We start from the raw sequence: 12536 nt of genomic DNA on the forward strand, positions 1-12536 counted from the left end.
TAAGACATATGATTAGAACTCTTATCTTAATTTTATTTCTTAATTTATCGTCATGGTCAGCAGACCTCTATCTTTACGATGATACTGGATCTTTTAATGATGAGTTCTCAAAAAATATTCTCACGAAAGACTTAAAGGACGGAGAAAGAATCTTCTTAAAAGATCGCTCAGTTATTTACAAGGGCGTTCTTGGAAGCGGTAACACAACGCTTATTCTAAAAGTAATTGATCCTGAATCTAATACGGAACTAGCACTAAGACTTCCTCACGGTAATGAAGAAAAGAACTTTCTCATTAGTGATGGGAAGCGATTCATTAATTACACTTACTCTGGTTTCAATGAACTACAGGAAATGAAACTACCTATACCTAAGATACATGAGTTTCAAAAAGACTCTTACTTACTAGTAGATCTTATCGAGCATGACTTTACTCTAAGAACTTTCTTCGCTAGAAATGAGCATATAGATGAAGTTTTAAAAACCAAGGTGGTTAATGCTCTGGCCGAGTTTTCAAAGAAGTCTGCAATATACGAAACAATCGGAGACTTTCACTTAGAACAACTCGTTTACTCCATTGAAAAAGATAAATGGTTCCTACTAGACTGGGTATCGGGTCACCAGCTTGCAAGACTTCCATCATCACCAAATATATTCAAGTATCATCATATCGATGATAACCGTTTTCAATTGGATGAAAATGGAAAAACTATTTACACTCTTAATACTGCTGGAAACTCTAAGAAAGTAGAAAGAGAAATTAGTGAATTCGAGCGAGATACATTAAATTTCATTAAAGAACAAATTGAAGAGCAAAGAGTTAAACAGGTCGCTATCGATGAAGCAAGGCTGGAATCACTAAAGCTTGAATTAAGTAAACTGACAAACAAAGAAGACATTTTAGAAGTTTATAAGAATAATAGCTCCAATCACCTTGCATCCTTTTATACTCTCTTACAAAAGGACTTTATCAACAATCATCTGTCTAAATTTCCGCAAGGCAAACTTACTTCAGAGGAATTGGATTCTCTATTAACGAATCTCGGGAAGTTCTCTCCTTATTACTTCTCTCAATTCACAGAGAAAATTCTAAGTAGTATAAATGATTTAAATGCCTTTATGATCTTGTACGACAAGATTAATGAAATAGGACTAGATGAAGAATTAGAAGACGATGTGGCCATAGCAATTTCTAAGAATATTGAAAGAATACTCTCAAATACTACGAATGATCCATCTGCGCTTAAAACAATTGAAGAGCTCAAAGGGAGTTTCGGAGTCATTAACTACCGAACGAGAGATTTACTATCCAATGCTCAAGAGTACTTACTCCCAAAAAATAGCTGCAATAATATAATTTCAAGCTTCTTCTAAATGGAAAATTATGAGCAATAGAGATTACTTTCAAGGATATCCAGATCACTTAAGAAAACAAGTGAATGAGTTGATAAATAGTGATCGACTCAGACCATATCTTTTAAAAAAGTATCCTAATTCTCACCAAATTAATACAGATAAACTACTCAACACATACGCAAATTCTTTAAAACAAAAATATATGAAGAAGTCAGCGCAAATTGACAAAGTCGTATATGAAAAACAAAAGGATCTTGTTTTGAATGCTCTTGGAACTCATACTTTTGTGAGTAGAAATCATGGAGGAAGATTAAAGAGTAAACATGAAATTAGAATAGCGACAAGCTTAAAAGAGGCTCCACAAGAGATGCTAGAAATGCTTGTTGTCCACGAACTAGCTCATTTTAAAGAAAAAGATCACAACAAGGCCTTCTACAAACTCTGTGAATATATGCTCAGCGATTATCATCAAATTGAGTTTGATATGCGACTATATCTAGCACTACTAGATCAAGGAAAAAGACTATATTCTACGAAAGATTAAGTATTTATGTCCTAAATAAAATCAAATTTACACTGTACTTAGACATTCCTGACTTTTTATCATATTTAATCACAATGAAATCTTCTCTTATAGTATTTTTCACCTTCTTTCTCTTAACAACGCTTACGCAAGCCTCCACTAGAGAAGGTATTAGACTGATGACTATGAAGAATCATCATGCTTTAGAATACGCGCAAGTTAAGAAGCTTTTATTTTCAATAGTGGACAATATAAAGGGACAAGTCTGTAGCGCCTACACTCCTAGCCAATGCAAAGAGAGATACCAAAGAGATATTAATCAAGCTCTCGACAGTAAGTCTCATCAAAACTTTAAACTAAATATCGAACACACCTGGCCTCAATCTAAAGGAGCAAAAGAGCTTCCTGCAAATAGTGATATGCACCACCTCTTTGTTACAAGTAAAGAGTCTAATAGCAAAAGAGCGAATCTTCCATTTTGTGATGCTGTATACGACTACTGGCAAATGGATGGAAGTATCCAAGGTTTTGATAACTTTTCACAGGACTGCTTTGAAGCTCAAGACCTTCATAAAGGAAATGTGGCCAGAGCAATGTTCTACTTTTCTATTAGATACAACTATCCTATCGATTCTCATCAAGAAAGTGTCCTTAGAAGCTGGCATGAATTAGACCCTGTAGATCAAAGAGAGATTGAAAGAAATTTAATCATTCAAAAACTACAAGGAAACTTAAATCCATTTATAACAGACCCGAACTTCGTTAATTTAATAAAAGACTTTTAAACTTAAGCTCTGATTAGAATTTTGAAAATTAATGAAACGAGATGGGCGATTATCGAACTGCGATACTTGAGTTAACTTACTTATTCATCAATATTACTTTTAAATAAAGATCACTTAGTTATTTTCTAAAAAGAATATCCATTCCATATAGGTGTTGTAAGAATTTTCTTGAATAAAAAAGACCTGTTTAAACAGGTCTTACAGTATATAATTTATAAAGATAATTAGTATTTTATTTTTACTCACAAAGTTTTTTTGATGCATCTTTAATGAGCTTCAATCCATCTCTTGTCTCAGAGATATCCACTCTTAAAGTATTTATACGGTCCTCTTTTCTTGTTATGTCAGTATCGATATCATTTTTTGATACACCACTTAGAGTATTTAAATCTGGGTTACTAATAAAACCTTCTTTGATTACACGTAGATGACTAAGTTCATTGCTTTGATACATTAGTGCAAACTCTAAGCGTCCTAAATCTTTACTACTATTAGAAACAAGATCGATCGACTCTCCACAATTCATAGCAGTTGCAGAAAACGACCCAAGTAAAATGAACCCGGCAATTAGCTTTTTCACGATTAAACTCCTTAAATATATTAATTTTTAAAACTATATATATTCACATTATGCCAGAGATAATGAACGGAGCGAGACATCTTGAAGTGATTACAAACCACTGTAAACAAATTATACATCTAGCTATAATTTTAGATAGATACAAGGGTGAAATTCATTGAAAGAACATGCTCGTGTTTATTTTCTAGATGCCCAAATCTTAAGGATAGCTCCTCCCCCCAGCTAAGGGACAAACTTAAAGGTTATTATCAAACTATGTATGTGACTTAAAGAAGCATTCTAAAGACAAGCAATTCGCCAAGAACTACTATGATAAGAGGAAATACAATTGTTAATTAGAGATGGAGCGCGTGACAAGATTCGAACTTGCGACATCCACCATGGCAAGGTGGCACTCTACCAACTGAGTTACACGCGCAGATTAAACCAAAAAAAGCCAGAATGGGTTAAATTCTGGCTTTTTAAAATACTCTAAAAGAATGGTGCCCCGACGCGGATTCGAACCACGGACACAAGGATTTTCAGTCCTTTGCTCTACCAACTGAGCTATCAGGGCATAATTCGTTTGAGTGAGATTAAAAATAAAGGAATGGAGTGATTTCGTCAAATTAAATCTTATTTTTTTTTAATAATTTATGTATGTTTATAGGATGAGTATTAAAATTATAAAATCCAAATTATCTTATTTAGACCAGACTATTAATGCAATGGTCTTCATCCCCTCTGAAGATCGTCCACTAGCAAAGAGTATCGCAGTATTTACGCATGGCTATACTTCTCATAAAGCAAGTATTCTTAGTTGGTGTACAAGACTAGCAGAAGAAGGGGTTGCAAATATCGTTTTTGACTTACCTGGTCATTACCTTGGTAGCTACAACGAAGTCTCTAACTTCGAAATGTTTACTTCTGAAGCTCCTAAGTTATTTATTCAGGCGAAGGGCCATTTAGAAGAAGTTATTGGGGAACAAAGCCTCGAGCTACAAAAACACTTTACATCGATTCATATTAAAACAGTCCTTGGAGGTCACTCTCTAGGAGCATTACTATCTTTAATTGCCTTAGAAGGGGATTTCTTTAGCCCTGAACGTACTCAATCTGTCTGTGTAGGCCTTGGAATGCCTCCTGAAGGAGTTACTCATATCTTTGATACTCCTTTTTATAAATCGACTTTAAACGTTCGTAGACAACTGGTCTCAAGTGCAATATCTCCAGAGAAGATCTTTCCTTGGATTAAAGAAAGAAAAGAGAAGTTAAAACTGAGTGGTCGCAGGATTCACTTCATCACTGGTAGCGATGACGTAGTTGTTGGAAAAGAAGGAAGTGAAATTATGAGAGACTATCTCATAAAAGATAATGAAGTGACTGTCGATAGGCCAAATAAGATACCTCATCATATGCCAGAACTTGCTGCTCCACATATAAAGAAATATCTTAAGGACCAAGGTCTTATATAGTTACTAAAACATCCAATAACTCATCTAGGTTTATTGGCTTTAAGAGTACTTCTTCAATATTGTGATCACTCAAATTACTTTCTGATAGAATATTTTCTTCATGTCCAGTTAGTAGAATGATAGGAGCTTTTCCTCCATTAGCACTATACTCTTTCGCAAACTCAAGCCCTGACATCTCAGGCATTGATAAATCTGCCAAAACAACGTCAATCTCAAGTCCTGCGAGAAGGTCTTCGAGAGCTTTTTTCGGGGAAGTATACATTCTAACTTGAGCATCGTGCCGCTCAATGAAATCACGATGAAGGTTAGCAATATATTCTTCATCATCTAAGATAAGTACTCTCTTATCTTTAAGAGAGTTTTGACTTGTGCTTCTCGCATCTTCTAAAGCTGGTTGCGAAGAAGAGTCCTGTTTAAAGATTGGTAGTGTTAACACGAATGTGGCACCCTTGCCCTCTTCACTTATTAATTCAATTGTTCCATTCATTTGTTGAATAATTGATTGAATAATTGAAAGCCCCATACCTGTTCCCTTATTAACGGGCTTAGTAGAAAAGTATGGCTCATAGATCTTGGCCTGAAGTTCCTTTGAGATACCTGAACCATTATCTTCAATATAAATCTTAACCATATTTGTTTGAGGATTGTCTTTAATTGAAATATTAATAATACCATTTTTCTTATCAATAGAATCTCGTGCATTGGTACAGAAGTTCATAATGATCTGTTGCATCTGCGTAACATCACCACAAATAGAAACATTTTTTTCAAAGTCGAAGTTAATTTTAATATTTGCAGGCAATGTGGATCTCATCATATCGAGAGCACCTTGAATAACCCCAACTAACTCAATCTCTTTATGCTCAACTTTCTTTTGATGTGTATACATTAGAATTTGCCTAATGAGCTTATCCCCTCTTTCTGCAAACTCTACAATATTATTTAAGTACTTTTCTAATTTATCGTATTTCTTGCTTTCAAGATAATAAACACATTGTTCAGCTGATCCCATCATCAAATGAAGAATATTGTTAAAGTCATGAGCAATCCCACCTGCAAGACGACCAAGCGCTTCCATTTTTTGAGATTGATTTAACCTATGGGTAAGGTCTTCATTCTCCCTTCTATCTTCTTCCATCTTCACAAGGTCTGAATAAAGATTTCTTCTCATTCGATTAACAGAATCAACAACAATATCTAGCTCATCTATATTTTCATTCTTCGGTCTATTTAACTTTATGTCCTCTGTTTCGAGATTATCTAACTTAAAGTTTTTAAGTTTGGAAGAAAGTAAGTTCAAATGAGTCATCACGTGCATTCTTAAAATATAAATCATTGCAAAGGCAACAATGAAAGTTTTGATAAAGTTCGCAATCAGAATAAAAATAGCAGTATCAAGAACATGGTTAATATATGGATCGAGATCGGTAACAACTCTTAGTGAACCTAACTTTCTTTGCTCTCCTTTATAAGAGTAAATAAGAGGCCAGGTTTTCTCTTTCTTTCTCGTAAACTCCTCTTCATTTCCAGAAACTAAGGCCTTTCCATCATAAATAAGTTCAACATAACTAAACTCTCCAGTCGAAGAGAGTGAATGGAGCTGCATATTCAAAGCTTTAATGTCTAGATGCCATAAGTTATAAGATAATTCAGGAACAATTAAATTCGAGACACTATTCATTTCTTTTTCAACAGCAGAGACATTATTAGAATAGTCTCGATACAGCTGTATACCTGTACTCAAAATAGTAATTAAAGAACTCATAGCTATAATTTTAAAAATTATGGCCTTACTTAGTGACGAAAATGCACTTGTATTTTCTATAGAAGAAGTTCTATCTTCATGATCATTCATATACTTTCCTTAATTTATAACTACTCTATTATACTTAAAAAATGGAAAATATTTAGTTAAGAATTGTTTTTTTTATTGGAGTAAAAAAGTAAGTTTTTGAGCATTCCGACTCTCCCTGTTCTTTGAAGAGGTGTTGCAAAAAATATTTTCTGATACTTTCGATTTGATAATAGCTTTAAGTCCTCAATTATATCTGGCAGTGGTCTAGTTAAGAAATATTTCTTAATAAAAGACTTCTCAGGAGATTCATCAGAGGTCTTATTATATTTACCAACTCTCTTTAGTCTTGTATTCCAGGGACAAACATCTTGGCAAATATCACAACCAAATATTTCCCCTCTACTTCTTTCCATTCCTTTCGGAGCTATAGCGTTATCCTTGAATTCTTCAATTGTATATGTACTAATACATTTAGAAGAAGTGATTGTACGTGTGGCAATGTCAATAGCATCAGTTGGACACGCATCAGCACACCTTGTGCATTGACCACAATGGTCAGTTTCTCCGACTACTTCTTGGCCCTCAACGTCTCTATTAAGTAAAAGAGACCCAATCAGAAAGAAACTCCCCTCCTTTTTAGAAATAAACATACTATTTTTTCCAAACCATCCAAGGCCTGCTCTATAGGCAAGATCTCTTTCTAAAACGGGCTGAATGTCGAGAGATAATTTGTACTCAAGGCCAGGGTAGCTAGCTTGCAATAGGCAGCCAATTTCTTCAAGGTCTTCTTTTAACTTATGATGATAGTCAACTCCGTCATACCCAAAGACATATCCGCCAATTCTCAATCCGTTACTTTCGGCCGATTCATAGAATTTATCCAATTCAAATTTATCTTGAGCATATGAAAATTGAAAAACAAGCGCAGATTGGAACTCAGGAAAAATAGAGAGTAAACTTTTTCGTTTATCTTTTCTTTCTCCTTCAAGATACTTTAAATTACCATGATGGCCCTTTTGAACCCAATCATCATACTTATCAAAGGATATTGGACTTGGATTTCTAGTTAGTCCCCAGTCTACAATATTCATCCTATCTAAAATTGATGAAGTTAATATTTTATCAAGGTCTATTTTCATTAAGTAAAACTAGAAATAATTTCTATTGCTCCTGTCGGACAGGCCTCAACGCATTCCATATCCATCTTACAATGTGAGATTTGATCAGCATTTAAGTTGGTATCTTTAGTCACCTTATCTACAACCCAAATCCCATGTGGACAAATCTCAACACATCTCTGGCAAGTCGCGCAAATATTATGATCTAAGAGAATTTTTTTTTTATCATCAGACGCTTCTTCAAGGGCCTCATCACTTCCCAGAACTTTAGGGGTATCTTTAATAATTTCAACTTTCACAGAATTTGAACTTCCCGCAGAGAAAAACTTCCCATCTCCTCGAGTGATGACGAGTTTATCTCCATTAACAAGTCCCAATAAGTTTTTAACTTCTTCTATAACGTGTTCTTGAAAATTAAATGAATCTTCAGAGTATCCTTTTAATAAAAAAGGCTCTATTCCCCAATAAAGGCACATTCTTCGAGCTGTCGCTTCTTTTGATGTTACCCCTAAACACGGCGTATCAGGTCTAAATTTAGCAAGCTTTAAACAAGAAGTTCCAGTATCAGTAACGGCCAAGATTCTCTTTGCAAAAACTTTCTCCCCAATAAGAGAAGCTGCAACCATAACAGAGGCATGAACACTGGATAGATCAACATGCCTTAGCAGTGGTCTCTCTTTTGGACTTTGCTCAGCATCCAAAATAATTTGAACCATTGTTCTTACGGCCTCTACCGGATAGCTTCCCGAAGCCGTCTCCCCAGATAACATAACGGCATCTGTTCCATCCCAGATAGCATTGGCTACATCTGAGGCCTCAGCTCTTGTTGGTGTAGGATTATGGGTCATACTCTCTAACATTTGAGTCGCCGTGATAACAGGAATTCCTCTTTCATTACAGAGCTTAATCAATTTTTTCTGAATAGAAGGTACAAGGTGATTTCCGACCTCGACTCCCATATCTCCTCTTGCAACCATGATGACATCGGTAACATCAAGAATTCCTTCGATATTATCAATGGCCTGAGGTTTTTCAATTTTAGAAATAATAGGAATATTAATCTTTAAATCGTGTAAGAGAGTTTTTACTTGTTGTATATCTTCTCTCTTTCTTACAAATGAAAGAGCGATGTAATCAATATTTTGGGTAAGTGCAAACATCAAATCAGCTTTATCTTTCTCAGTAAAGCTGGGTGCTGAGACGTCACAATCAGGCAAGTTAATCCCTTTGTTAGATTTCAGAATCCCACCTACGCTAACTTTTATTTTGTAAACTTCTCTGTCTCTCTCGATCGCTTCAGCTATCATAAGACCATCATCAAAGAGAATTCTAGCTCCATCAAAGCAGTCATCAACTAGTTTTTCATAGATCGTAGGGATATAGCAGTCTTTGTATTCTGGATACTTGTCTTGAACACTAGATGGCCCAATAACCCAAACAGAGTCATCTTTTAATTCAAGGTTAGTTGCTAACTTATCAACTCTAATCTTTGGTCCCTGCAGGTCCGCTAAAATTGCCACCTCTTTCTTTGCAAGAGCTGATGCCTTTCTAATATTTGCGATTAACTCTTTATGAGATTCATGAGTTCCATGGCTCATATTCACACGGCAAACATTCATTCCTGTTTCAATTAATTTTTGAATTTGATCGATGGTATTTGAAGATGGTCCTAGGGTCGCAATAATTTTTGCTCTTCTCATGATATTTCCTGCAGTCTAAATGTGATTAGACTTTAGTATATCACTTAGAAATTATTAACGACAATGTGTAATTACGCGCGCGTAGTCTTAGTATCAGAAAGTTCTTCAAGTTGCATTGCATTGACCTGCTTCATTTCTTCTATACGGCGCTCAAATTGGTTTCTAATAAGCTCTTTTTCAAGTTCACTTTGATCTGCTAGTCGCTGATAATTTGACTCTAACTCTTTAATTTTTGTTTTAAAGTGTCTTCGCGTGTCAGTTCTCTCTCTCTCAAGCTGAGTTTCATAACGCTGCACTGTCTTTGATAAGGTAACATCACTATTATGCTTTGCATTTGAAAGTTTACGGTCAAATTCATCTTTCATAGAAATCTTTTCCTTAGTAAATCCGTCAGACATCAGACGCATCTGACGCTTAAACTCTCTAAAGTCTTCAACTCTTCTATCAGCTTCAATTTTCTTTACGCTTTCTAGTTCTTTTTGAGTTTTTCCTGTAACTAAGGCCAGTTTATCTTCGTAGCGAGTTATAGTACTTTCTAGCTCTTTTTCCTTAGATTCTAATCTTTGATTTAAGCTACTTTCTTTCTTTGTAATTATATTATTGTAATTATCTTTTAGATCTTCAATCTTATCGTGCTCTTGTCTTCTACTATTTTCAATGAACTTAGTTTTTTCATCAGCATGTTCCTCTTGAAGTTTTGAAACAGCTTCTCTATTCATATCACTCATCTGATTTACAACACGACCAAATTCTACTCTCTGAGAGCTTAGTCTTTGGTTTGTTGATTTTCTGTCTTTAATAGAATTTTGCTCACTCTCAAGCAATGCTTGATTAAGCTTAAACTTATAATCTGAGACTATTTTATCATTACTTTCTCTAGTATCTTTCAACGTATTTGTTTTAAATTCACGCATATCCTTATCTTTTGCATCAATTTGTTGTGCAAATGAAAGGTTTCTCTCTCTTACTGAGTCCTGAAAAGAAGATGACATCCTCTCTTTGTCTAGCTGGTTCTTGTAACGAAGATCGTCAATATTAGAATTTACATTCTTCATTCTTGTATCGAATTTAGCTTGAAGCTCAGCAGACTTCAATTCATCCTTATCAAGAACATTTCCACCTTTAAGCTTTTCTTCCATCTCACGCTTATTCTGGTAATTAGTCTGAGCGTATTGCCTTTCAAGTTCTTTTATTTGTTCACGACTTTGCTTTGCTTGTCTTGTGTTATTAGCATTATTTCTTGCAGCGATATCATCAGTTAGCTCTCTAAAGTTCCCCGCTAATTTAGCAGTTTCTTTATTTTTTTGATCATAGATAATTTCACGTGAAGATGCATGATGATCTTTTAAGTTCCTTAACTCATCCATCTGAGCATTTCTTAAACTTTGTAGATCATTTTGTTGTTTTTCGACCATTTTATTTCGAGCGGAGTTTCCAGAACGAACTGTATCTTGCATTTCATTGGAATGCCTTGACTCTTGCGCTCTTTTCTCAATATCATGAGCATCTTTTTGCTCTTTCATGGCAGTTCTAGTTGAGTAGTCAAGATTATCAACAGATTTCTGGAAGTAATCCGAATTTCTATCTGTACGATTTTGATAACGATTTTCTGCCGAATCTAGCAGATCACTTTGAGTTCTTTCTCTTGAAGCCAAATCCTTGCCGTAAGAATCACGGAGATAATTTAATCTATCATCGAATTTTCGCTGAAGGTCCCTTCTATCTGCTTCGAATGCTTCTTGCTGAGAAGCTGTCTCATTTCTAAATTGCTCAGTACGCTTTTGCATACTTTCTTTAACTTCACTATTTTGTTTATCAACTGTTGCAGCAACATTTCTTTCAATTTCATTCTTACTTTCAGCAAAGTTTTCTCTTTGTTTTTTCTGAACACTTGAATGTAGATTACTTAGATCTTCAATTTCAGAATTATAGTGCTCTTTTAACTCATCTGCTGAGTCTCTATAATTCATTCTTGCTTGTGAAAGTCTAGTGTTATAGTCGTTAATATCCATTTTGCCTCTACCTTCCTGGTGTTTTGGCGTTTACTGTGACCTTTTAATTATACACGTTAACTTAAAATAAAAAGGCCTGGAAAATTTTTTCCAGGCCTTTTACTTAGGTATATGAATTTATATTATCTTAATTACTTAGCCATTTCCTGATCAATTAACTCGGAAAAAACTTCCACTGGATGAGCTCCATTTATCATCTTTCCATTTACAAAGAAAGTTGGTGTTGACTTAACTCCAACACTCTTACCTTCTTCCATAGTCGCTTCAACCTTAGAAGCATACTTTCCAGTATCAAGACACTTTGTAAATTGGTCCATTTTAATTTTTAAGCTCTTAGCTGAATTTACAAGCCCTTCTCTATCTAACTTAGTTTGATCAGCAAACATTTTGTCATGCATAGTCCAAAACTTTCCCTTATCTTGTTCATGAACGCAAAGTCCAGCTTGAGCCGCCAGTTTTGCATGGTTATGAAATGGAAGAGGAAAGTCTTTGAAAACAATCTTTACTTTATTTCCATACTTCTTCTTAATTTCATGCATGATAGTTGCTCCTTTTGAACAAAATGGGCACTGAAAGTCTGAAAATTCGACAATTGTTACTTTTGCATCGGCACTTCCCATAAAAGGAGAATCTCCTGCATTAACTGCGAATACTGGTCTTTCTGGTTTTTTAAAATAAATTTCAACCGGTGTCTTTTTAGTCTTAGCTGCAAGCCAAGTATCAACTGCTTTCTTTTTCTCTTCTATAAGTAGGAATTGCTTAATTCTACTTTTCATTTGATCATTCAAATGCTCTTTTGGAATTTTTCTTTCCGCAACGAAAGCATCAATTTGCTTATTAGAAATAGTAATCTTATTAGTTACATACTTTTCTAAATACTCATCGTTAGAAAGGCCTTTTTTCTTAGGGTCCTGATCCATTAAAATTTCTACAACTTTTGCTTTCATTGTATTCATTTTTATTTCAAAAACTTTCATTTCAGCATCGTACAAGTCGGCTTCAATTCCTTTAAAAAGTTCGCTTTGAGAAATTACCTGCGACCCTACTTTAACTCCAGCTGATTGATCCGGAGCGGCCTTAAAAAGAAAAGCAGGTTTCGACTCAACTGTTTTTGAACATGAATAGAAAAGAACTAACGCCAGCGTGGCTACAGAAAGTGTTGAAAAAATATTCTTTTTCATTATATGCGCTCCTTGCACTTAAACTAAATAACT

The 12536-nt window shown here is 34.8% G+C and carries 10 protein-coding genes and 2 tRNA genes; 4 read left to right on the forward strand and 8 right to left on the reverse strand.

All coding sequences use genetic code 11. From position 1 onward, the window contains the following. The first annotated feature begins 8 nt into the window (after positions 1–8). From DPQ89_RS01310 to DPQ89_RS01320, 3 genes are all read left to right on the forward strand, one after another. Entirely contained in the window at positions 9–1373 is a 1365-nt protein-coding gene (locus DPQ89_RS01310) for a hypothetical protein (RefSeq protein WP_127714375.1), read from the forward strand. Positions 1374–1383: 10 nt separating this feature from the next. After that, positions 1384–1899, forward strand: a complete 516-nt coding sequence (locus DPQ89_RS01315; protein WP_127714377.1) for a M48 family metallopeptidase — start codon at positions 1384–1386, stop codon at positions 1897–1899. Between the two features lie 74 nt (positions 1900–1973). Then, positions 1974–2663 (forward strand): endonuclease I family protein, encoded by a 690-nt coding sequence (locus DPQ89_RS01320; protein ID WP_127714379.1) that lies wholly within the window; start codon positions 1974–1976, stop codon positions 2661–2663. A 238-nt stretch (positions 2664–2901) separates the two neighbouring features. On the opposite strand, the gene DPQ89_RS01325 is transcribed toward DPQ89_RS01320, so the two are convergent. The 3 genes from DPQ89_RS01325 to DPQ89_RS01335 all read right to left on the reverse strand — a co-directional run bounded on the left by DPQ89_RS01325 (position 2902) and on the right by DPQ89_RS01335 (position 3799). Continuing rightward, positions 2902–3243 (reverse strand): hypothetical protein, encoded by a 342-nt coding sequence (locus tag DPQ89_RS01325; RefSeq protein WP_127714381.1) that lies wholly within the window; start codon positions 3241–3243, stop codon positions 2902–2904. A 342-nt stretch (positions 3244–3585) separates the two neighbouring features. Further along, positions 3586–3661, reverse strand: a tRNA-Gly gene (locus DPQ89_RS01330). A 62-nt stretch (positions 3662–3723) separates the two neighbouring features. Then, positions 3724–3799, reverse strand: a tRNA-Phe gene (locus tag DPQ89_RS01335). Positions 3800–3893: 94 nt separating this feature from the next. On the opposite strand from DPQ89_RS01335, the gene DPQ89_RS01340 reads away from it, so the two are divergent. Continuing rightward, positions 3894–4697, forward strand: a complete 804-nt coding sequence (locus tag DPQ89_RS01340) for an alpha/beta fold hydrolase (protein WP_164848213.1) — start codon at positions 3894–3896, stop codon at positions 4695–4697. Here DPQ89_RS01340 and DPQ89_RS01345 read toward each other — a convergent pair. The 5 genes from DPQ89_RS01345 to DPQ89_RS01365 all read right to left on the reverse strand — a co-directional run bounded on the left by DPQ89_RS01345 (position 4690) and on the right by DPQ89_RS01365 (position 12503). Next, a complete protein-coding gene (locus tag DPQ89_RS01345) occupies positions 4690–6552 on the reverse strand; it encodes an ATP-binding protein (RefSeq protein ID WP_127714385.1) in 1863 nt (620 codons plus the stop codon). The two genes, DPQ89_RS01340 and DPQ89_RS01345, sit on opposite strands and share 8 nt — an antisense overlap. Positions 6553–6608: 56 nt before the next feature. Continuing rightward, the gene (locus DPQ89_RS01350) at positions 6609–7631 is read right to left on the reverse strand and encodes an epoxyqueuosine reductase (protein WP_127714387.1); all 1023 of its coding nucleotides are present in this window, start codon (positions 7629–7631) and stop codon (positions 6609–6611) included. Continuing rightward, positions 7631–9310, reverse strand: a complete 1680-nt coding sequence (pyk, locus tag DPQ89_RS01355) for a pyruvate kinase (protein WP_127714388.1) — start codon at positions 9308–9310, stop codon at positions 7631–7633. Before pyk ends, DPQ89_RS01350 begins: the two co-directional genes overlap by 1 nt. A 71-nt stretch (positions 9311–9381) precedes the next feature. Then, positions 9382–11322 carry a hypothetical protein gene (locus tag DPQ89_RS01360; protein WP_127714390.1) on the reverse strand — a complete coding sequence of 647 codons (1941 nt, stop codon included), beginning with the start codon at positions 11320–11322 and terminating at the stop codon, positions 9382–9384. Between the two features lie 131 nt (positions 11323–11453). After that, a complete protein-coding gene (locus DPQ89_RS01365) occupies positions 11454–12503 on the reverse strand; it encodes a DsbA family protein (RefSeq protein WP_127714392.1) in 1050 nt (349 codons plus the stop codon). Between the last annotated feature and the right edge of the window lie 33 nt (positions 12504–12536).

Origin of the sequence: Halobacteriovorax sp. HLS (assembly GCF_004006665.1) — a bacterium.
Taxonomy (GTDB): Bacteria; Bdellovibrionota; Bacteriovoracia; order Bacteriovoracales; family Bacteriovoracaceae; genus Halobacteriovorax.

What these genes read in the sequence shown, in the direction of transcription:
- DPQ89_RS01310 (WP_127714375.1), top strand. Translation starts at nt 9, where the DNA reads ATGATTAGAACTCTTATCTTAATTTTATTTCTTAATTTATCGTCATGG.
- DPQ89_RS01315 (WP_127714377.1), top strand. Translation starts at nt 1,384, where the DNA reads ATGAGCAATAGAGATTACTTTCAAGGATATCCAGATCACTTAAGAAAA.
- DPQ89_RS01320 (WP_127714379.1), top strand. Translation starts at nt 1,974, where the DNA reads ATGAAATCTTCTCTTATAGTATTTTTCACCTTCTTTCTCTTAACAACG.
- DPQ89_RS01340 (WP_164848213.1), top strand. Translation starts at nt 3,894, where the DNA reads ATGAGTATTAAAATTATAAAATCCAAATTATCTTATTTAGACCAGACT.
- DPQ89_RS01345 (WP_127714385.1), bottom strand. Translation starts at nt 6,552, where the DNA reads ATGAATGATCATGAAGATAGAACTTCTTCTATAGAAAATACAAGTGCA.
- DPQ89_RS01350 (WP_127714387.1), bottom strand. Translation starts at nt 7,631, where the DNA reads ATGAAAATAGACCTTGATAAAATATTAACTTCATCAATTTTAGATAGG.
- pyk (WP_127714388.1), bottom strand. Translation starts at nt 9,310, where the DNA reads ATGAGAAGAGCAAAAATTATTGCGACCCTAGGACCATCTTCAAATACC.
- DPQ89_RS01360 (WP_127714390.1), bottom strand. Translation starts at nt 11,322, where the DNA reads ATGGATATTAACGACTATAACACTAGACTTTCACAAGCAAGAATGAAT.
- DPQ89_RS01365 (WP_127714392.1), bottom strand. Translation starts at nt 12,503, where the DNA reads ATGAAAAAGAATATTTTTTCAACACTTTCTGTAGCCACGCTGGCGTTA.